Source organism: Streptomyces sp. NPDC050997 (assembly GCF_040660135.1).
Taxonomy (GTDB): domain Bacteria; phylum Actinomycetota; class Actinomycetes; order Streptomycetales; family Streptomycetaceae; genus Streptomyces.
In genome coordinates, this window is record NZ_JBFAGK010000021.1 from 139452 (window position 1) to 160370 (window position 20919).

Here is a 20919-nt window from a genome sequence, read left to right on the forward strand (position 1 = left end):
GGTGAGTGTCAAGACACTCCAGGGCAACAAGTCGGACTCACCTACGACATTTCAAGCCGCGCAAGAGGCAGGTGGGATCCTCCAAGCCCCGGAGGAAATGTGGAAACCACTCTTGTGCACCCTTGGGTGTTCACTTAACCTCGCAGCAACATCGAAGCGCTTCGACTACTTCGACCACGAGGACTGCCCGCCGGACGGTGCGCGGACCACCGAGGATCAGAGAACCGCTTCGGCTCAGCCAGTTCCACTCAAGACACCGCAGCCGACGGCTCCACCGCCGGGTGTCCTGGTGCGCCATGAAGGGTTGACGCAATGACGCCGAACGCCGCTTCCGACACCTCCGGCCGCAGTCGGAGAAGCTTCCTCGCCTCCACGGCGGTCGCCGCCGCCGCGGTCGCGGGCGGGATGCCGCTGCTCTCCGCCTGCGGCGGTTCGGACAGCGGGTCGCGCGAGGGGACCACGTCGGGCAAGGACGCGAAGAAGATCCTGCCGGCCTTTGTGGCGAGCAACGTGGTGACGCCGGACATCCCGTCCAAGAACGGTTCGTCGATGGGCTTCACCGCCGAGCTCGAGGTCGCCACTCTCAAGACCTCGGTCGCGAAGAAGCTCGGCAAGGGCGGCGAGGTCACCATCATGTCGCCGTTCTGGGGCTCCCCGCCCAAGGGGAACAACCCCTACTACACGTCGATGAACGACATGATCGGCGTCGACGTCCAGTGGCGGAACCAGGACGGCAACACCTACGACCAGAAGCTCGGCGCGGTCCTCGCCTCCAGTGATGTCCCGGACGTGGTCGTCATCCCCGGCTGGAACATGATGGGCAAGATACCCAGCGCCATCGTCGGCAAGATGGCCGACCTCGGCCCGTACCTGTCCGGCGACAAGGTCAAGGAGTACCCGAACCTCGCGGCGATCCCCAGCGACGCCTGGCAGCGCTCCATCTTCGGCGGCAAGCTGATGGGCCTGCCGATGCCCGCCCCGTCCGTCCAGACCATCGTGCCCCTCTACCGCCAGGACATCTTCGACAAGAAGGGCTACGAGGTCCCGACGTCCGCCGACGAGTTCCTGGCCCTGTGCAAGGACATCACCAACGCCCGGGCCAAGGTGTGGGCCTGCGGTGACATGAAGTGGACCGCCATGAACACCTTCGGGGTGCTCGGGGGCGGGGAGAAGCCGCTCTGGTGGAACCTGGTCGACGGCAAGCTGATCAACCGCATCGAGACCCCGGAGTACCTCGAAGCCATCGAGTGGACGCGCAAGCTGTTCGCCGCCGGAGTCGTCCACCCCGACTTCAAGCTGGGCAAGAGCCAAGCGACCGACCCCGCCCCCAAGTTCGCCGCCGGCGAGTTCCTGATCTGGAACAACAACATCGTCAACTGGTACGGCCAGCAGGCCTCCCAGGCCACCCAGAACCCGGACTTCAAGGTCTGGGGCATGGACATCTGGGGCCACGACGGCGGTGACCCGACGCTGTACGCCCAGAACCCGGCCGGCATTTTCGCCTTCGTCAGCAAGAAGGCCTCCGAGTCCGTCATCCGCGACGTGCTGGCGGTCGCCAACGTCACCGCGGCGCCGTACGGCACCAAGGAGTGGATGATGACCAACTACGGCGTCGAGGGCACGCACTACACGATCAAGGACGGCGTCCCCGTCAAGAACGACAAGGGCAACAACGAGGTTCTCAACGCCTACGTCATGGTGGCGAGCCCGGCCGCGACCACCGCCCACCCCGACCTGCCGGACGACACCAAGGCGATGGTCGAGTGGGAGCAGCGGATGGGCGCCTTCACCAAGAAGTCGTCCTTCTGGGGCCTGCAGATCACCGAGCCCTCCCGCTACACCAACCTCGCCAACGACTTCGAGCAGCTCGAGAACGACATCATCCGCGGCCACAAGAAGCTGAGCGACATGCAGCAGGCCGTCTCCGACTGGAAGAGCAAGGGCGGCGACAAGCTGCGCGACTGGTACAAGAAGCTTCTCGACGAGAACGGCACGGCGGCGAGCTGACCAGGCTCTGAGGCAAGGAGAACGGCCGTGGCCAACAGCACGGTGCCTCGCAGCAGTGCCGAGGCCAGCACACCGGTGAAGATCCCGGTGGCGTCCGGCGACGCCACCGTCGCCCGGAAGGAACAGGGCTCGGGCAGGCTGAGCCTGCGGCTCAGGTTCAGACGCGACCGCGTCCTGATCCTCATGACGCTGCCGGCCGTCCTGCTGGTCCTGGTCTTCAACTACCTGCCGATCCTCGGCAACGTCGTCGCCTTCCAGGACTACGACCCCTACATCAGCGACAACGGCATCGTCTCCATCCTGCACAGCCCCTTCGTGGGCCTGGAGAACTTCCAGCGGATCTTCGAGGACGCGGCCTTCTGGAACGCCGTCCAGAACACACTGGTCCTGTTCATCATCCAGCTCGTGCTGTTCTTCCCGATCCCGGTCCTGCTCGCGCTGCTCATCAACAGCGTGGTCCGGCCCCGGGTCCGGGCCGTCGCGCAGGCGGTTCTCTACCTGCCGCACTTCTTCTCCTGGGTGCTGGTCATCGCCGTCTTCCAGCAGATGTTCGGCGGCGCGGGGATGCTCTCCCAGCTGCTGCGGCAGAACGGGTACGACGGCCTCGACATCATGACCAACCCGGACACCTTCGCCTTCCTGATCACCGCGCAGAGCGTGTGGAAGGACGCCGGGTGGGGGATCATCGTCTTCCTCGCCGCGCTGGCCTCGGTGCCCACGGACCACTACGAGGCCGCCGCGATGGACGGCGCCGGACGCTGGCGCCGCATGTGGCACGTCACGCTTCCCGCCCTGCGCCCGGTGATCGCCCTCCTCCTCGTGCTGCGCGTCGGCGACGCCCTGACCGTCGGCTTCGAACAGATCCTGCTGCAACGCGACGGCGTCGGAACGAACGCGGGAGAGGTCCTCGACACCTTCGTGTGGTGGAACGGCGTACGCAACCAGGACTTCGGCTACGCGGCCGCCGCCGGCCTGATCAAGGGCGTGGTCAGCATCGGCCTGGTCCTCGCCGCGAACAAGATCGCCCACCTCATGGGCGAGCAGGGGGTGTACGAGAAGTGACGTCCGTGATGTGGGAGCCGCGCCAGGACACCGAGCCGGCACAGGAGAAGGCGCCCCGCTGGTGGGCCGCGCCTGAGCGCCCGGCATGGGAGGAAGAACCCTCGAAGGCCGGCCTCGCGGGCAAGGGCATCGCCCTGACGATCGCCTGCCTCGCGGTCGTCTTCCCGCTGTGGATCGTGATCGTCACCAGCCTCTCCTCGCGGAAGACCATCGACGAGGCGGGCGGCCTCGTGATGGTGCCCAAGGGCATCACCTTCATCGCCTACCGGGAACTCCTCAGCGGCGGCCAGGTCACCCGCGCCACGATCGTCAGCCTCCTCATCACCCTGGTCGGCACGCTGTTCTCGATGGCGGTGTCCGTCCTGTGCGCCTACGGCCTGTCCCGCAGCGGATCCCTCGCCCACCGCTGGATCCTGATGACGATGCTGGCGACCATGTTCTTCAGCGCCGGCCTCATCCCCACCTACCTGCTGGTGCAGTCCCTCGGCCTGACGGACAGCTATCTCGCGCTGATCCTGCCGAGCGCGCTGAGCATCTTCAACATCCTGGTGCTGCGCGGCTTCTTCATGGGCATCTCGCAGGAACTCATCGACGCCGCGCGCATCGACGGCGCCGGGGACTTCCGGGTCCTCTGGCAGATCGTCATGCCGCTGTCGCGGGCGGTCCTCGCGGTGATCACGCTGTTCTACGCCGTCGGGTACTGGAGCGCCTGGTTCAACGCGTCGCTCTACCTGAACGAGCAGGACATGATGCCGTTGCAGAACGTCATGATCCAGCTGGTGCAGAAGCAGGAGGCGCCGGTGGGGCTCAGCCAGGCCATCAGGACCGGGCAGTTGTCCGGGCTGGCCATACAGATGGCGGTCATGGTGATGGCGCTGCTGCCGGTCGCCGTCCTGTCGCCCTTCGTCCAGAAGCACTTCAAGAAGGGGATGCTGACGGGTGCGGTGAAGGGGTGACCGGTTCGCCTCATCAGTGGGGTGCGTCGGCCGGCTGGCGGCTGCGGGTCGTACGTGGCTTGTCGCGCCCACGCGGCGGAGCCGCATATCAATGCAGCCCCGCGCCCCTAGGTCGGCAAGCTGCGGGCAGTCGTGCCGCTGGGGCGGCACGGGTGGGCGCGGCGGCACCCCGGCGGCGCCGGGCGGCGCGACCCACCCCCGTCCAGCACCAACACCCCGCATCCACAACCGACTTCTCGAGGTACCCCCATGCACGTCACCCGTCGCACCGTCCTCGCCGGCACCGCAGCCGCCGCCGCACTCACCGCCCTCCCCGCCGTGCAGGCCCGCGCGGCCACCGCCGCCGCCCCCGCCTACCGCTGGCGCAACGCCGTCATCGGCGGTACCGGATTCGTCACCGGCGTTCTCTTCCACCCCTCCGTACGCGGTCTCGCCTACGCCCGTACCGACATCGGCGGCGCCTACCGCTGGGACGACAGATCGGCCCGCTGGACCCCCCTCACCGACCACCTCGGCTGGGACGACTGGAACCTCCTCGGTGTGGAGGCGATGGCCGTCGACCCCGCCCACCCCGACCGCCTCTACCTCGCCCTCGGCACCTACGCCCAGTCCTGGGCCGGCGACGGAGCCGTGCTGCGCTCCGAGGACCGCGGCGCCACCTGGACCCGTACCGACCTCGCCGTGAAGCTCGGCGCCAACGAGGACGGGCGGGGTGCGGGGGAGCGGCTGCTCGTCGATCCGCGCGACAGCGACACCCTGTGGCTCGGGACCCGGCACGACGGGCTGCTCAAGTCCACGGACCAGGGCGCGACTTGGAGAGCGGTGAGCTTCCCCGCCACTCCCAGCGCCACCGGCCAGGGCGTCACCCTCCTCGTCGCCGCCGGCCGCGCCCTCTACGCCGGCTGGGGCGACTCCGACGGCACGGCGGGGTCCCCGAACCTCTACCGCACCGTCGACGGCACCACCTGGGAGGCCGTCCCCGGACAGCCCTCCGGCACCGCCGCCAAGGTCCCGATCCGGGCCGCGTACGACAAGAACACCCGCGAGCTGTATGTGACGTACGCCAACGCGCCCGGCCCGAACGGCCAGTCCGACGGCAGTGTGCACAAGCTGGCCACGGCGAGCGGCAAGTGGACCGACGTCACGCCGGTGAAGCCGGGCGGCACCACCACCGACGGCTCCGCCGACACCTTCGGCTACGGAGGCGTCGCCGTGGACGCCCGCCGCCCCGGCACGCTCGTCGTCTCCACCAACAACCGCTGGGCCGCGGTCGACACCCTGTACCGGAGCACGAACGGCGGCCGCACCTGGACGTCCCTGAAGGACTCGGCGGTCCTCGACGTGTCCGAGACCCCGTTCCTCACCTTCGGCGCCGACCAGCCCAAGTTCGGCTGGTGGATCCAGGCCGTCGCCGTCGACCCGTACGACTCGAAGCACGTCGTCTACGGCACCGGCGCCACCCTCTACGGCACCCGGAACCTGAAGCACTGGGCCCCGCGGATCCGCGGCCTGGAGGAGACCTCCGTACGTCAGCTGATCTCGCCCCCGGCCGGTCAGGCGCACCTCATCAGCGGCCTCGGGGACGTCGGCGTGATGTACCACGAGCGGCTCACGGCCTCGCCGTCCCGGGGCATGGCGACGAACCCCGTGTTCGGGACGGTGACGGGACTGGCCCAGGCCGCGGCCAGGCCGTCGTACGTCGTCCGCACCGGCTGGGGCGACCACGGCAACGGCGCCCACTCCGACGACGGCGGCAAAACCTGGGCGCCCTTCGCGGCCCAGCCCGCCATCGCCAAGGACGCCCCGGGACCGATCGCCGCCAACGCCGACGGCAGTGTGCTGCTGTGGACCTTCGTGCACTGGGACGGCACCAAGTACCCCGCCCAGCGCTCCACGGACAACGGAGCGACCTGGTCCGAGGTCTCCTCCTTCCCCAAGGGCGCCACACCGCTCGCCGACCCGGCCGACCCGGCGCGCTTCTACACGTACGACACCGGCAACGGAACGCTGTACGCCAGCACGGACAGCGGAGCCACCTTCACCGCGCGGGCGAGCGGACTGCCCGCCGGTGACAGCGAGTTCCAGCTCGCCGCGGCACCCGGGCGCTCCGGAGACCTCTGGCTGAGCGTGAAGTGGAACGGGCTGTACCGGTCCACCGACGGCGGGGCGACCTTCACCAAGGTCACCAGTTGCTGGGCCTCGTACACCCTCGGCTTCGGCAAGGCCGCCGTCGACGGCGACTACCCGGCGATCTACCTGGTCGGCTCCACGGAGGCGATCACCGCCGTGTACCGCTCCGACGACGGCGCGAAGACCTGGGTGCGGATCAACGACGACCGACACCAGTGGGGCTGGACCGGCCAGACGATCACCGGCGACCCACGCATCCACGGCCGCGTCTACGTCGCCACCAACGGGCGCGGCATCCACTACGGGGAGCCCGTCTGATGCCCGACCTGAACACGGTGACGAACGGCCGCATCCTCTACGGCGGCGACTACAACCCCGAGCAGTGGCCCGAGGAGACCTGGCCCGAGGACGTCCGCCTCATGAAGGCCGCCGGCGTCAACTCCGTCACCCTCGGCGTCTTCTCCTGGGCGAAGCTCGAACCCCGCCCGGGGGAGCGGGACTTCGGCTGGCTGGACCGGCTGATGGACCTGATGCACGCGGGCGGCATCGGGGTCGTCCTGGCCACCCCCACCGCCTCCCCGCCGCCGTGGATGGGCCATCTGCACCCCGACACCCTGCCCGTCGACCAGGACGGCCGCACCGAGTGGTGGGGCGGACGCCAGCACTTCTCGCACTCCAGCGCCACCTACCGCCGCTGTGCCGCCGCCATCACCGAGGACCTCGCCGCCCGCTACGGCGGCCACCCGGCCCTCACGATGTGGCACATCAACAACGAGTACTGCACCTACGACTGGAGCGACGAGGCCGCCGCCCGTTTCCGGGGCTGGCTCCAGAACAGGTACGGCACCCTCGACGCCCTCAACGAGGCCTGGGGCACCGCCTTCTGGAGCCAGGGCTACTGCGACTGGGCGGAGATCCACACGCCCCGCCACGCCCACTACATGAAGAACCCGAGCCAGGTACTGGACTTCAAGCGGTTCACGTCCGACATGCTCCTGGAGTGCTATGTCGCCGAACGCGACATCGTCCGCCGGGCCACCCCGCACCTCCCCGTCACCAGCAACTTCATGCCGCTGTGGGCCGGCCAGGACGCGTGGCGCTGGGCCGAGGAGGAGGACGTCGTCTCGGTCGACCTCTATCCCGACCCGCGTGATCCGCTCGGCGCGCAGAACGGTGCCCTCGTCCAGGACATGACCCGTTCGCAGGCCCGCGGTCCCTGGATGCTGATGGAACAGGCCGCCGGGCCGGTCAACTGGCGGGGCGTCAACCATCCCAAGCCGCGCGGTCTCAACCGACTCTGGTCGCTCCAGGCCGTGGCCCGGGGCGCGGACGCCGTCTGCTACTTCCAGTGGCGGCAGTCCCGGCAGGGCGCGGAGAAGTTCCACTCCGGGATGGTCAGCCACGCGGGGGAGGAGGGCCGGACGTACCAGGAGGTGAAGCGGCTCGGTGCCGAACTCGCCCGGATCGGCGCGGAAGTGACGGGGACTCACACACGCAACGACATCGCCGTCCTGCACGACTGGAACGCCTGGTGGGCCAGTGCCCACGACGGCCGGCTCTCCCAGCAGGTCGACCACCCCGACCTCGTCACAGCCTGGCACCGCGCCCTGTGGGAGGCCCACCTCACCACGGACTTCGCGCACCCCGAGCACGACCTGAGCGCGTACCGGCTCGTGGTCGTCCCGCAGGCGTACGCGCTCACGGACGCGGCGATCGACAACCTCCTCGCGTACGTCCGCGACGGCGGCACCCTCGTCTCCGGCTTCCTCACCGGCATCGCCGACGAGGACGACCGGGTCCGGCCCGGCGGCATGGACGCCCGCCTGCGTGAACTGTTCGGCATCCGCACGCTGCACGAGTGGTGGCCGCTGGACGCCGGTGAACAGATCGACTGCGACGGCTTCCGCGGCACCCTGTGGTCGGAGGAGATCGAGAAGACCGAGGACTCCGAGACGGAGGCCGCGTACAAGGGCGGCGAGCTCGACGGCCTGCCCGCCGTGCTCCGCAAGGGCCGCGCCTGGTACCTCTCGACGCTCCCCGAGCCGACGGCGATGCGCGATCTGATCGCCCGGATCGCCGGCGACGCGGGTGCCCGCCCCGCGCTCGACGCGCTGCCCGCCGAGGTCGAGGCGGTCCGCCGCGGTGACCTGCTGTTCCTCCTCCACCACGGGCGCGACTCGGTGACGGTCGAGGTGCCGGGCACCCACCGGGACCTGCTGACGGACGCGACCGTGACGGACGAGATCACCCTCGGCCGCTATGGAGTGGCGGTCCTGAAGCCATGACAGGGGGAGGCATGACCGAGGGAGCCATGAGCGACGGAGCCGGGGCCGAGGCAGGCATGACCACCGGTCCCGTCCACGGCACCTGGGAGCCGCGGCCCGCCGCCCGCTGGGAGGACGCCTTCCTGAGCGGCAACGGCCGCCACGGCGCCCTGGTGTTCGGCGATCCGAACGACGAGCGCGTCATCGTCACCCATCACACCCTCGTCCGCCCCAACGGCGGCGAGCACGCCCGCCCGCCCCAGCTCGCCGCCGAACTCCCCGCACTCCAGGACCGGCTGCTGGCGGGCGAGACCGCCGCCGCCGAGACCTTCACCGACGGCCGTGACCTCCAGTGGGTCCAGCCCTTCCACCCCGCCTTCCAGATACGGCTGCGGAGACCGAATCCGGCCGAGCCGCACGCCTACCGCCGCCAGGTCGACTTCACCAACGGCGAGGTGACGGCTCAGTGCGCGGGCCTGCGCAGCCGGGTCTTCGTCTCCCGTGCCGACGACGTCGTCGTCCAGCGCATCGACACCCCCGACCTGCACATCTCCCTCGACCACCGACTCCCGGGCGCCCCCCACGACCTCGCTGTCGGCCAGGGTGCCGTCCTCACCCCCGAGGGCGCCCTGCTCACCCTGCGCGTCCGCTACCCCGGCAGCGACCGCGCGTACACCGGCGTGACCCTGGTCGTGGTCTCGGGCGGCCGTACCACCCTCACACCCCCCGGCCTGCACATCACCGGCGCCGAGTCCGTGCTGCTGCTCACCCGGGTCCTGCGCCACCCGGACGGCCCGGACACCGCGAACGCCGACGAGACCGCCCCCAACGCCGACGAGACCGCCCCCAACGCCGACGGGATCGCACCGAGCAACCCGGACGCCCTGGCCCAGGCCCGCGCCCTCGGCGACCTGCTCCCGGCCGACGAGGACCCGTACACCGGCCTCCTGGCCCGCCACACCGCCCCACACCGCACGGCGTACCAGCGGGTGACCCTCGACCTCGACGCGGACCCCGCCGAACGCGCCCTGCCCGGCTCGGAGTTGCTCGCCCGCCCCGACAGCCCCGCCCTGCTGGAACGCCTCTTCGCCGCCGGCCGCTACCACCTGCTCTCCGCCAGCGGCCTGCTCCCGCCCCGCCTGGTGGGCCTGTGGACCGGGGACTGGAACACGGCGTGGGCGGGAGCCTTCACCAACGACGCCAACCTCAACCTGCAGACCGCCTCCGCCGCGGCGGCGGCCCTCCCCGAAGTCACCGAAGCACTCGCCCGCCTGATCGACCGTCAGCTGAGTGACTGGCAGGAGAACGCGCGTGCCGTCTTCGGCGCCCGGGGCGTGGTCGCTCCCGCGCACACCGACGGCGAGTCCGGACTGACGTACCACTTCAGCCGCGAGTACCCGCTCCACCTGTGGACCGCCGGCGCCGACTGGCTGCTCAAGCCGCTCGTCGACCACGACGAGACACGCGGCGAGCGGGACCCGCGCACCGCCCACGCGCTCGCCGAAGTCGCCCTGTTCTACGAGGACTTCCTCACTCGCACGGACCCCGACGGACACCTGGTCGTCGTCCCCTCCTACTCGCCGGAGAACCGACCGGCGAACGCGAGCTGGGGCGCGGTCAACGCGGCCATGGACCTCTCGGCCGCCCGGCACGCCCTGCTCACCGCCGCCACCTACCACCCGGACCAGCCGGAACGGGCGGACCGCTGGCGTGCGCTCGCCGACCGCCTCCCGCCCCACCGGACCAACGCCGACGGCGCCCTCGCCGAGTGGGCCCGGCCCGGCCTCGAAGACACCTACGACCACCGCCATCTCAGCCACCTCTACGGCGTCTGGCCGCTGGACGAGATCACCCCGTACGACACCCCGGACCTCGCGACAGCCGCCCACCGGGCGCTCGAACTGCGGGGCGCCGAGAACGACTCGGCGCACGGTCACCTCCACCACGCCCTGGTCGCCGCCCGGTTGCGCGACGGCGAACGGGTCACGCACGCCCTCAGCCAGGTCCTCAAGGGAGACTTCTTCCACGACTCGCTGATGAGCGCGCACTACCCGAACCGGGACGTCTACAACGCGGACGCCGCGCACACCCTGCCCGCGGTGCTCGTCGAGATGCTGGTGCAGTCGACCCCGGACCGGCTGGTCCTGCTGCCGGCGCTTCCGGCGGCGTACCCGACGGGTCGGCTGCGAGGCATCCGGACGCGGTTCGGGGCCGAGCTCGACCTGACCTGGAGCCCACAAGAAGCACACGCGGTGCTACGCCCCACGCGCAGCCACCGTGTCGAACTCAGGACTTCCTCCGGCACGCGACCGCTCGACCTCGTCGCCGGAGAAGACCACGTCCTCAGCCTGGGGACGTGGTGACTTCCCGTGATTCCCCTCAATCCATGGAAGGGACACCGTGACTCCGCCCAGAAAGGGGCTTCCAACTCAAAGGTTGCGGTCCAGCCCGAACCGTTCCCTTGCGGGATGAACGGAAATTAGCACAGGTCAGGGAAGCGATTCCCCCCCCACATCACCCAGGAGTGTCATGTCTGCACGTGTGTTCGGCAGGATCATGAAAGCTCTGATCGCCCCCGCGCTCGCGCTCGGCGCCACCGTCACACTCGCCTCCGCCCCCGCCTCGGCCGCCGTCTGGAGCTCCTGCGACCAGTGGGGCAACACGAGCCTGAACGGCTACACGCTCTACAACAACATCTGGGGCTCCGGCGCCGGCAGCCAGTGCATCTGGGCCAACTCCGGCACCAACTGGGGCGTCAACGCCAACCACCCCGACACCGGCGGCATCAAGTCCTACCCGAACTCCAAGAAGGTGATCAACAAGTCGATCACCTCGCTGGGTTCGCTCTCCAGCACCTACAACGTCACGGTCCCGTCGTCCGGCGCGTACAACACGTCGTACGACATCTGGGACACCGACTACGACTACGAGATCATGCTCTGGGTCAACAAGACCGGAGCCGTCGGCCCCCTCGGCACCTCGCAGGGCAACCTGACGCTCGGCGGCCACACCTGGACCGTCTACAAGGGCACCAACGGCGCGAACGAGGTCTTCTCGTTCGTGCGCACCTCGAACTCGACCTCCGGCACCGTGAACATCCTGCCGATCCTCAAGTGGATCAAGGACACCAAGGGCTGGTTCGGCAACGAGACCATCGGTGACGTCCAGTTCGGCTTCGAGATCACCTCGTCGTCCGGCGGCAAGGACTTCGCCGCCAACAACCTGACGGTCAGCAGCAGCTGACCCCTCCCGACCGCATGACAGTGCGGCCGGTCCCTCCCCCGTGGGGACCGGCCGCACTTCCGCGTCGGGCGCGCCTACTCCGCCACAGGCAGCCGTGCCCCGTCCCGCAGGAACAGCGGGATGCGGTCCAGCGGGGCGTCGACCGTCACGGCCGCACCGCCCTCGTACGTCTCCCCGGTCCACGCGTCCGTCCAGGTCGCGCCCGCCGGAAGGTAGGTGGTGCGGTCCGTGGCGCCCGCCGTGAGCACCGGGGCGACCAGCACGTCCCGGCCGAACAGGTAGGCGTCGTCTACCGACCAGCTCGTCCGGTCCTCGGGGAACTCCAGGAACAGCGGGCGCATGACCGGCAGGCCCTCCTCGTGGGCCTCGCGCATGACCTTCAGGACGTACGGCTTCAGACGCTCGCGCAGCCGCAGATACCGCTCCATGATCGCCCCGGCCTCCTCGCCGTACGACCACACCTCGTTGGGGCCGCCGGTCATCTCCGGGCCCAGCGGCATCGCCGGGTCGCGGAAGCCGTGCAGCCGCATCAGCGGGGACAGCGCGCCGAACTGGAACCAGCGGACCATCACCTCGCGGTACGCCGGGTCGTCCGGGTCGCCGCCGTGGAAGCCGCCGATGTCGGTGTTCCACCAGGGGATGCCGGACAGAGCGGTGTTGAGACCGGCCGCGATCTGGCGGCGCAGGGTCGGGAAGTCGGTGCCGATGTCACCGGACCACAGGGCGGCGCCATAGCGCTGACTGCCCGCCCACGCCGAGCGGTTGAGGGTGATCACCTCGTCCTCGCCGGACGCCACCAGGCCCTCGTGGAAGGTGCGGGCGTTGTCGGCCGGGTACATGTTGCCGACCTCGAGACCCGGGCCCGCCCAGTAGCGCAGGTTCTCCTGGAAGCCCGGCTTCAGCTCCGGCTCGCAGGCGTCCAGCCAGAAGGCCGTGATGCCGTACTGCTCCAGGTAGTTGCGCCGCACCCGCGACCACACGAAGTCCCGTGCGTCGGGGTTGGTGGCGTCGTAGAAGGCGACCTGGACGGTGGAGGCGACCTCCTTGTCCGGCCAGTCGGCGTGCGCCATCGGACCGTACTGGGTGCCGATGAAGTACCCGCGCTGCTCCATGACGGGGTGGTTCTCGCTGAGCGGGGACACGGACGGCCACACGCTCACCACCAACTTGACGCCCATGTCGTCGAGTTCGCGGACCATCGCCGCCGGGTCCGGCCACTGAGCCGGGTCGAACTTCCAGTCGCCCAGGTGGGTCCAGTGGAAGAAGTCGCACACGATGGCGTCGAGGGGCAGCCCGCGCCGCTTGTACTCCCGGGCCACGGCGAGGAGTTCGTCCTGGGTGCGGTAGCGCAGCTTGCACTGCCAGAAGCCCGCCGCCCACTGAGGCATCATCGGCGTACGGCCCGTCACCGCGCTGTAGCGGCGCTGGCCGTCGGCCGGATCGCCCGCGGTGATCCAGTAGTCGATCTGACGGGCCGAGTCCGCCACCCAGCGGGTGCCGTTGCCGGCCAGTTCCACGCGCCCGATCGCCGGGTTGTTCCACAGCAGGGTGTAGCCACGGCTGGAGGAGAGGACCGGGATGCTGACCTCGGCGTTGCGCTGGACCAGGTCCAGGACCAGGCCCTTCTGGTCCAGCCGGCCGTGCTGGTGCTGGCCGAGGCCGAACAGCTTCTCGTCGTCGTAGGCGGCGAAGCGCTGTTCCAGGCGGTGGTGGCCGTTGCCGACGGCGGTGTAGAGGCGCGAGCCCGGCCACCAGAAGTGGGCGCGGTCCTCGGCCAGCACCTCGAAGCCGTCCTCGGTGCGCAGGAAGCGGATCAGGCCCTCGGCGTGGACCTCGACGGTCAGTGTGCCGACGGTCAGCGACCCCAGGCCGTCCTCGATCTTGACGGTGGATTCGGTGAGGGGCGGCTCGTCGAGGAGTGCGCCCGGCAGTCCCTCCAGGACCGGCCCGCCGAGCCGGGCCCGGACCCGGACCGCGTCCGGGCCCCACGGCTCGATCCGTACGGTCTCCTGACGGCCGCTCCACTCCAGCGCGCCGTCCCGCTCGCGGAAGGCGCCGACGGTGGGTGACGACTGCGCGAGGCTGACCTGGGGCTGGTCCCCGGCCAGGTGCTGTGTTTCGGCGGGCTGATTCACGTGGGTGCTCCTTGGAGGAGGGCAGAAGCAGGGCAGGCAGACGGGGGGTGCGGCCAGACAGGGGCCCGGGCGGGGCACGGCGGTGCGGGGGTGCGGGGGTGCGGGGGTGCGGAGAGGCGAGGAGGAGGCGGCGAGGTCGGAGGGTGTCAGGAAACCGTGGACGGAGCTGGTCCCGTGCTCGTCCGGACCGTCAACTCGGGTGCGATCAGCACGACTTCGTCGCCGCCACTGCCGACGAGCTTGGCGATCAGGCGCTCCACGGCGTGCCGGCCCATCTCCTGGGCGGGGATGGCGACGGACGTCAGCCGCACCGAGGCCTGCACGGCGACCTGGTCCGGGCAGATCGCGACCACCGACACGTCCTCGGGGACGGCCCGGCCCTGCTGACGCAACAGGGCGAGCAGCGGCTCGACCGCCGACTCGTTCTGCACGACGAACCCGGTGGTGCCCGGGCGTTCGTCGAGCACCCGGGCGAGGGTCACGGCCATCGCGTCGTACCCGCCCTCGCACGGTCGGTGCAGCAGCCGTACGCCCAACTCCTGGGCGCGGGAGCGCAGTCCGTCGAGGGTGCGCTCGGCGAAGCCGGTGTGCCGTTCGTAGACGGCCGGGGCCTCGCCGATGACAGCGATGTCACGGTGTCCGAGCTTCGCGAGGTGCTCGACACACAGCGCCCCCGTCGCCCGGAAGTCAAGATCCACGCAGGTCAGGCCGGTGGTGTCGGCCGGCAGTCCGATGAGCACGGACGGCTGGTGGGTGCCGCGCAGCAACGGCAGCCGCTCGTCGTCGAGTTCGACGTCCATCAGGATCATCGCGTCGGCGAGCCCGCTGCCGGTGACGCGGCGTACGGCGTCGGGACCCTCTTCGCCGGTCAGCAGCAGGACGTCGTATCCGTGGGTGCGGGCCGCGGTGGCCACCGCGATGGCGATCTCCATCATCACCGGCACATAGATGTCGGTGCGCAGCGGGATCATCAGCGCGATGATGTTCGACTTGCTGCTGGCCAGGGCGCGGGCGCCCGCGTTCGGGTGGTAGCCGAGTTCGCGGATGCTCTGCTCGACCCGCTGCCGGGTGGTCGTGGAGATGGACCGCTTGCCACTGAGGACATAGCTCACCGTGCTGGCCGAGACTCCGGCGTGCTGGGCGACCTCGGCGAGGGTGACCATCCAGCTCTCCAAGCTTTGTGAAGCGCTTCGACAGTGCGCAATGCGAACAAGGGCGGGTGAGAGTGGTTCGACAGTAGCTTCAGAGAAGGTGGGTGTCCATAGGTTGTCGAAGCGCTTCGACAGCGACTTCCGGACGCGAGGCCGGGTTGCGGTTTCCTGCGTACCACGAGCGGCCGTCGGGGGCCATGGATCGGGGTGTCGGCGAGAGCGCGGGTCCACCGGCCCGAGCCGTTCATGACGCCGGTAATCTGAGCCGCTCATGACAGAGGGCGGGGGCAGATGGTGGGCACTTTACGGGTGGTCGCACTGGTGTGTCTGGTGGGCGCCGCGGTGACCGGTTGCGCGGACGGCACCGGCGCGCGGGAGCGTTCCGCCGAGCAGATGCTCGAGGACGCGAACGACACGATGAGTTCGCTCAAGTCGGTGACCGTCGCCATGACCGGCGGCGCGGGCTTCTCCATGCGGGTGACGACCGACCTCAGGAGCAGATGTACGTCCAAGGTGGCCTGGGGGAACGGAGCCCGCCTCGAACAGATCCGGATCGGTGAGACGGACTATGTCCGCCCGAATCGCACCTACCTCGAACGGTGGAAGGGCTCTGCGGTATCCGGAAGGGACGACCAGGAGCGCTGGATCAAGGTCCCTGCCGACAGCGCGGAGCCGGGGGACGGGCTCAGTGCGTGCCCCCGGGAGTTCGCCTCGTTCGGCAAGGCGACGAAGGGCAGGTCGACCGAGGTCGACGGCAGCCCGGCGATCGAGCTGGTGGTGACCGACAAGGCGGACAAGGGCGGCACTTACACCTTCCAGGTCGCCACCGAGGGCAAGCCGTACATCCTCAAGGTCGTCTACAAGGGCACCGGGGAAAGCACCACCACCTCGTACAGCGCCTTCGACGAACCCCTGGGCGTCCGGGCGCCGGCCGAGGCCGACGTGCTGGACGCGACCGCCGGTGACCTCATCGGCTGAACGGACGCTCCAGGGGTGGTGGGGTCGGGGCGGATCGGGTACATACGAACGGGTAGCACCCGTCAGTAACCAAACGGCCCCAAGATCCCGATTCGCGGCGAGGTGAGCCTCAATGTCCGCACCACCCACCCAACCGACCGTCACCGAGCGTGAAGCACGCCAGGTGGCGGAGGCAGCCCGGGAGCAGGACTGGCGTAAGCCCAGCTTCGCCAAGGAACTGTTCCTCGGCCGCTTCCGGCTCGACCTCATCCACCCCCACCCGATGCCGCCCGACGAGGACGCCCAGCGCGGCGAGCAGTTCCTCGCCAAACTGCGCGACTTCTGCGAGACGCAGATCGACTCGGCGCGGATCGAGCGGGACGCCCGGATCCCCGACGAGACGATCAACGGTCTCAAGGAGCTCGGCGCCCTCGGCATGAAGATCGACACCAAGTACGGCGGCCTGGGCCTCACGCAGGTCTACTACAACAAGGCCCTCGCCCTGGTCGGCTCCGCGAACCCGGCGCTCGGCGCGCTGCTGTCCGCCCATCAGTCGATCGGCGTACCGCAGCCGCTGAAGATCTTCGGCACCCAGGAGCAGAAGGACACCTTCCTGCCGCGCCTGGCCCGCACGGACATCTCGGCGTTCCTGCTGACCGAACCGGACGTCGGCTCCGACCCGGCGCGCCTGGCCACCACCGCCGTCCCGGACGGTGACGACTACGTCCTCGACGGGGTCAAGCTGTGGACCACCAACGGCGTGGTCGCCGACCTGCTCGTGGTCATGGCCCGCGTGCCGAAGTCCGAGGGGCACAAGGGCGGCATCACCGCGTTCGTCGTGGAGGCCGCCTCCGAGGGCGTCACGGTCGAGAACCGCAACGCCTTCATGGGTCTGCGCGGCCTGGAGAACGGTGTCACCCGCTTCCACCAGGTCCGTGTCCCCGCCGCGAACCGCATCGGCTCCGAGGGTGCGGGCCTGAAGATCGCGCTCACCACGCTCAACACCGGCCGACTGTCGCTGCCCGCGATGTGCGTGGGCGCCGGCAAGTGGTGTCTGAAGATCGCCCGCGAGTGGTCGGCGGCCCGGGAGCAGTGGGGCAAGCCGGTCGCGTTCCACGAGGCGGTCGGCTCGAAGATCAGCTTCATCGCGGCGACGACCTTCGCCCTGGAGGCCGTGGTCGATCTCGCGAGTCAGATGGCGGACGAGGACCGCAACGACATCCGCATCGAGGCCGCGCTCGCCAAGCTGTACGGCTCCGAGATGGCCTGCCTGATGGCGGACGAACTGGTCCAGATCCGCGGCGGCCGCGGCTTCGAGACGGCGGCGTCCCTGGCCGCCCGCGGGGAACGCGCGGTACCCGCCGAACAGATACTGCGCGACCTGCGCATCAACCGTATCTTCGAGGGCTCGACCGAGATCATGCACCTGCTGATCGCCCGCGAGGCGGTCGATGCCCACCTGTCGGTGGCCGGTGACCTGATCGACCCCGACAAGTCCCTGTCGGACAAGGCGAAGGCGGGTGCGAACGCGGGCGTCTTCTACGCCAAGTGGCTGCCGAAGCTGGTCGCGGGTCCGGGGCAACTCCCGGGCTCCTACAGCGAGTTCAAGCATGAGGTGGACCTCTCCGGACACCTGCGCTACGTCGAGCGCACCGCCCGCAAGCTGGCCCGCTCCACCTTCTACGCCATGTCCCGCTGGCAGGGCCGGATGGAGACCAAGCAGGGCTTCCTGGGCCGGATCGTCGACATCGGCGCGGAGCTGTTCGCGATGAGCGCGGCCTGCGTGCGCGCGGAACTCCTGCGCGCCACCGAAGACCACGGCCGGGAGGCCTACCAGCTCGCCGACGTCTTCTGCCGACAGTCCCGCATCCGGGTCGAGGAACTCTTCGGCCGCCTGTGGGCCAACACCGACGACATCGACCACAAGGTCGTCAAGGGCGTGCTCTCGGGCACCTACGAGTGGCTGGAGGAGGGCATCGTCGACCCGTCGGGCGAGGGTCCGTGGATCGCGGACGCGACACCGGGACCGAGCCGGCGGGAGAACGCCCACCGCCCGATCCGCTGACCGACCCATGACAGGACGCATCCCCTTCGGCCCCCCGTGCGGGGGACGAGGGGGACGCACTGTCCTCACACACCGTCCTTACGGCGACAATGGGGGGATGAGCGACAGTCCAGCCCCCTCAGGGCAAGGGTCGGAAGCCCCGTCCGCCCCGCGACGCCACGCACTCACTCTCGCCGCACCGGGCCCCGACCCGAGGGCTCCCGGTGCGAGGGTCGGGGCCCGGCACGCCGAGAGCACGCACCGGACGCCACAGGGCCCACCCTCCGGGCGGACGACGGGGCCCGCGACCCGCGCCCTGGCCGACCCGCACCTCGTCTACGACCCGGTCCCGGGCGACGGACCGAAGGACGTGGTGATCCTCGGCTCCACCGGCTCGATCGGCACCCAGGCCATCGATCTCGTGCTGCGCAACCCGGACCGGTTCCGGGTCACCGGGCTCTCCGCCAACGGCGGCCGGGTCGCCCTCCTCGCCGAGCAGGCGCACCGCCTCGGGGCGAGGACCGTGGCCGTGGCCCGCGAGGACGTCGTACCGGCCCTGCGCGAGGCCCTGAGCGCCCGGTACGGCGCCGAGCCGCTCCCCGAGATCCTCGCCGGACCGGACGCGGCCGCCCAGCTCGCCGCATCCGACTGCCACACCGTCCTGAACGGCATCACCGGTTCCATCGGTCTGGCCCCGACCCTCGCCGCGCTGGAGGCGGGCCGCACTCTCGCGCTCGCCAACAAGGAGTCGCTCATCGTGGGCGGCCCGCTGGTCAAGGCCCTCGCCGAGCCCGGTCAGATCATCCCGGTCGACTCCGAGCACGCGGCGCTCTTCCAGGCGCTGGCCTCCGGCAACCGCGCCGACATACGCAAACTCGTCGTCACCGCGTCCGGGGGGCCCTTCCGGGGTCGTACGAAGGCACAGCTGGCGGACGTCACGGTCGAGGACGCCCTCGCCCACCCCACCTGGGCCATGGGCCCGGTGATCACGATCAATTCCGCGACCCTCGTCAACAAGGGTCTGGAGGTCATCGAGGCGCACCTCCTGTACGACATTCCCTTCGATCGGATTGAGGTGGTCGTGCACCCGCAGTCGTATGTCCACTCGATGGTTGAGTTCACGGACGGATCCACGATCGCCCAGGCGACGCCCCCCGACATGCGGGGGCCGATCGCCGTCGGCCTGGGCTGGCCCGAACGCGTGCCCGACGCGGCGCCCGCCTTCGACTGGAGCAAGGCGTCGACGTGGGAGTTCTTCCCGCTCGACAACGACGCGTTCCCGTCGGTGAATCTGGCGCGACACGTGGGGCAGCTCGCGGGCACCGCCCCGGCGGTGTTCAATGCCGCAAACGAGGAGTGCGTGGAAGCCTTCCGGGCCGGCGCGCTGCCGTTCGACGGGATCATGGACACCGTGACCCGGGTGGTGGACGAGCACGGCACCCCGGACACGGGAACCTCGCTCACCGTCGCGGACGTCCTCGAAGCGGAGACCTGGGCGCGGACCCGGGCCCGGCAACTGGCGGCACAGACGGCGGAGGCCCGTGCATGACGACCCTGATGTTCATCCTCGGCATAGTGATCTTTGCCGTCGGCCTGCTGGTGTCGATCGCTTGGCACGAGCTTGGGCACCTGTCCACCGCCAAGCTCTTCGGCATCCGCGTGCCGCAGTACATGGTCGGCTTCGGACCGACGATCTTCTCCCGCCAGAAGGGCGACACCGAGTACGGCATCAAGGCCATCCCGTTCGGCGGCTACATCCGCATGATCGGCATGTTCCCGCCGGGCCCGGACGGCCGCCTGGAGGCCCGGTCCACCTCGCCCTGGCGCGGCATGATCGAGGACGCCCGCTCGGCCGCGTTCGAGGAGCTCAAACCGGGTGACGAGAACCGCCTCTTCTACACGCGCAAGCCCTGGAAACGGGTCATCGTGATGTTCGCGGGCCCGTTCATGAACCTGGTCCTGGCGGTGGCGCTGTTCCTCGGCATCCTCATGGGCTTCGGCATCTCCCAGCAGACCACCACCGTCAGCTCGGTCTCCAAGTGCGTCATCGCCCAGAGCGAGAACCGCGACGACTGTGAGAAGTCCGACGCGGCCTCCCCGGCCGCTGCCGCGGGCATGAAGGCGGGCGACAAGATCGTCTCCTTCGACGGGGTGCGGACCGACAACTGGAACAGGCTCTCCGACCTGATCCGCGCCAACCCCGACAAGGAGGTGGCGATCGTCGTCGACCGGGGTGGCCAGGAGGTGACCCTGCACGCGAAGATCGCCAACAACCAGGTCGCCAAGAAGGACTCCAACGGCCAGTACGTCCAGGGGCAGTACGTCACCGCGGGCTTCCTCGGCTTCAGCGCCGCCACCGGCATCGTGAAGCAGGACTTCGGCGACTCCGTGACCTGGATGGGCGACCGCGTCGGCGACGCCGTCGACTCCCTCGCCGCGCTGCCCGGCAAGATCCCGGCCCTGTGGGACGCGGCCTTCGGCGACGGCCCACGCGAACCGGACTCCCCGATGGGCGTGGTCGGCGCGGCCCGCGTGGGCGGCGAGATCTTCACCCTGGACATCCCGCCCACCCAGCAACTGGCGATGGCGTTGATGCTGGTCGCGGGCTTCAACCTGTCGCTGTTCCTCTTCAACATGCTCCCGCTGCTGCCGCTCGACGGCGGCCACGTCGCGGGCGCCCTGTGGGAGTCGCTGCGCCGCAGCGTGGCGAAGGTGCTGAAGCGGCCCGACCCCGGCCCGTTCGATGTGGCGAAGCTGATGCCGGTCGCCTACGTGGTGGCGGGAATCTTCATCTGCTTCACCCTGCTCGTCCTGGTCGCCGATGTCGTCAACCCCGTAAGGATCAGCTGACACACGGTCGTTGTCTTCCGCGACAACCCTCGAAGCGGCACCCTTCACTCGCGCAGTCGGTACGAGTGGAGGGTGCCGTTCGTCTCTCCGCCAGGGTGATCGGCCAAGGAGTGTGTCCTC

At 69.9% G+C, this 20919-nt stretch carries 13 protein-coding genes; 11 read left to right on the forward strand and 2 right to left on the reverse strand.

What is annotated here, in order from left to right; all coding sequences use genetic code 11:
* Positions 1-312 precede the first annotated feature (312 nt).
* The 7 genes from AB0H86_RS35380 to AB0H86_RS35410 all read left to right on the forward strand — a co-directional run bounded on the left by AB0H86_RS35380 (position 313) and on the right by AB0H86_RS35410 (position 11662).
* Positions 313-2007, forward strand: coding sequence for an extracellular solute-binding protein (locus AB0H86_RS35380; protein WP_362448473.1), 1695 nt, complete (start codon positions 313-315; stop codon positions 2005-2007).
* A gap of 27 nt (positions 2008-2034) precedes the next feature.
* The gene (locus tag AB0H86_RS35385; protein ID WP_362448476.1) at positions 2035-3069 is read left to right on the forward strand and encodes an ABC transporter permease subunit; all 1035 of its coding nucleotides are present in this window, start codon (positions 2035-2037) and stop codon (positions 3067-3069) included.
* 8 nt (positions 3070-3077) lie between these two features.
* Positions 3078-4025, forward strand: a complete 948-nt coding sequence (locus AB0H86_RS35390) for a carbohydrate ABC transporter permease (protein ID WP_362448555.1) — start codon at positions 3078-3080, stop codon at positions 4023-4025.
* A 249-nt stretch (positions 4026-4274) separates the two neighbouring features.
* Entirely contained in the window at positions 4275-6473 is a 2199-nt protein-coding gene (locus AB0H86_RS35395; RefSeq protein ID WP_362448479.1) for a 1,4-beta-glucanase, read from the forward strand.
* Positions 6473-8440: a beta-galactosidase gene (locus AB0H86_RS35400; RefSeq protein ID WP_362448482.1), complete on the forward strand. Its 1968-nt coding sequence runs from the start codon at positions 6473-6475 to the stop codon at positions 8438-8440. The genes AB0H86_RS35395 and AB0H86_RS35400 overlap by 1 nt, the downstream gene beginning before the upstream one ends.
* Before the next feature lie 56 nt (positions 8441-8496).
* Positions 8497-10782, forward strand: a complete 2286-nt coding sequence (locus tag AB0H86_RS35405) for a glycoside hydrolase N-terminal domain-containing protein (protein ID WP_362448558.1) — start codon at positions 8497-8499, stop codon at positions 10780-10782.
* 166 nt (positions 10783-10948) lie between these two features.
* Positions 10949-11662 (forward strand): hypothetical protein, encoded by a 714-nt coding sequence (locus AB0H86_RS35410; RefSeq protein WP_362448485.1) that lies wholly within the window; start codon positions 10949-10951, stop codon positions 11660-11662.
* A gap of 74 nt (positions 11663-11736) precedes the next feature.
* On the opposite strand, the gene AB0H86_RS35415 is transcribed toward AB0H86_RS35410, so the two are convergent.
* Together AB0H86_RS35415 and AB0H86_RS35420 are read right to left on the reverse strand one after the other, a co-directional pair.
* Positions 11737-13797, reverse strand: coding sequence for a glycoside hydrolase family 31 protein (locus AB0H86_RS35415; RefSeq protein WP_362448488.1), 2061 nt, complete (start codon positions 13795-13797; stop codon positions 11737-11739).
* 146 nt (positions 13798-13943) lie between these two features.
* A complete protein-coding gene (locus tag AB0H86_RS35420) occupies positions 13944-14960 on the reverse strand; it encodes a LacI family DNA-binding transcriptional regulator (RefSeq protein ID WP_362448491.1) in 1017 nt (338 codons plus the stop codon).
* Positions 14961-15239: 279 nt separating this feature from the next.
* Between AB0H86_RS35420 and AB0H86_RS35425 the strand changes: the two genes are divergently transcribed.
* From AB0H86_RS35425 to AB0H86_RS35440, 4 genes are all read left to right on the forward strand, one after another.
* Positions 15240-15926, forward strand: a complete 687-nt coding sequence (locus AB0H86_RS35425) for a hypothetical protein (RefSeq protein ID WP_362448494.1) — start codon at positions 15240-15242, stop codon at positions 15924-15926.
* 112 nt (positions 15927-16038) lie between these two features.
* A complete protein-coding gene (locus AB0H86_RS35430; protein ID WP_362448497.1) occupies positions 16039-17970 on the forward strand; it encodes an acyl-CoA dehydrogenase family protein in 1932 nt (643 codons plus the stop codon).
* A gap of 97 nt (positions 17971-18067) precedes the next feature.
* On the forward strand, positions 18068-19498 hold the full coding sequence (gene dxr, locus AB0H86_RS35435) for a 1-deoxy-D-xylulose-5-phosphate reductoisomerase (RefSeq protein WP_362448500.1): 1431 nt from the start codon (positions 18068-18070) through the stop codon (positions 19496-19498).
* Between the two features lie 8 nt (positions 19499-19506).
* Entirely contained in the window at positions 19507-20799 is a 1293-nt protein-coding gene (locus tag AB0H86_RS35440) for a site-2 protease family protein (protein WP_362448561.1), read from the forward strand.
* Positions 20800-20919: the final 120 nt, after the last annotated feature.

What these genes read in the sequence shown, in the direction of transcription:
- AB0H86_RS35380 (WP_362448473.1), top strand. Translation starts at nt 313, where the DNA reads ATGACGCCGAACGCCGCTTCCGACACCTCCGGCCGCAGTCGGAGAAGC.
- AB0H86_RS35390 (WP_362448555.1), top strand. Translation starts at nt 3,078, where the DNA reads ATGTGGGAGCCGCGCCAGGACACCGAGCCGGCACAGGAGAAGGCGCCC.
- AB0H86_RS35395 (WP_362448479.1), top strand. Translation starts at nt 4,275, where the DNA reads ATGCACGTCACCCGTCGCACCGTCCTCGCCGGCACCGCAGCCGCCGCC.
- AB0H86_RS35400 (WP_362448482.1), top strand. Translation starts at nt 6,473, where the DNA reads ATGCCCGACCTGAACACGGTGACGAACGGCCGCATCCTCTACGGCGGC.
- AB0H86_RS35405 (WP_362448558.1), top strand. Translation starts at nt 8,497, where the DNA reads ATGACCACCGGTCCCGTCCACGGCACCTGGGAGCCGCGGCCCGCCGCC.
- AB0H86_RS35410 (WP_362448485.1), top strand. Translation starts at nt 10,949, where the DNA reads ATGTCTGCACGTGTGTTCGGCAGGATCATGAAAGCTCTGATCGCCCCC.
- AB0H86_RS35420 (WP_362448491.1), bottom strand. Translation starts at nt 14,960, where the DNA reads ATGGTCACCCTCGCCGAGGTCGCCCAGCACGCCGGAGTCTCGGCCAGC.
- AB0H86_RS35425 (WP_362448494.1), top strand. Translation starts at nt 15,240, where the DNA reads ATGGTGGGCACTTTACGGGTGGTCGCACTGGTGTGTCTGGTGGGCGCC.
- AB0H86_RS35430 (WP_362448497.1), top strand. Translation starts at nt 16,039, where the DNA reads ATGTCCGCACCACCCACCCAACCGACCGTCACCGAGCGTGAAGCACGC.
- dxr (WP_362448500.1), top strand. Translation starts at nt 18,068, where the DNA reads ATGAGCGACAGTCCAGCCCCCTCAGGGCAAGGGTCGGAAGCCCCGTCC.
- AB0H86_RS35440 (WP_362448561.1), top strand. Translation starts at nt 19,507, where the DNA reads ATGTTCATCCTCGGCATAGTGATCTTTGCCGTCGGCCTGCTGGTGTCG.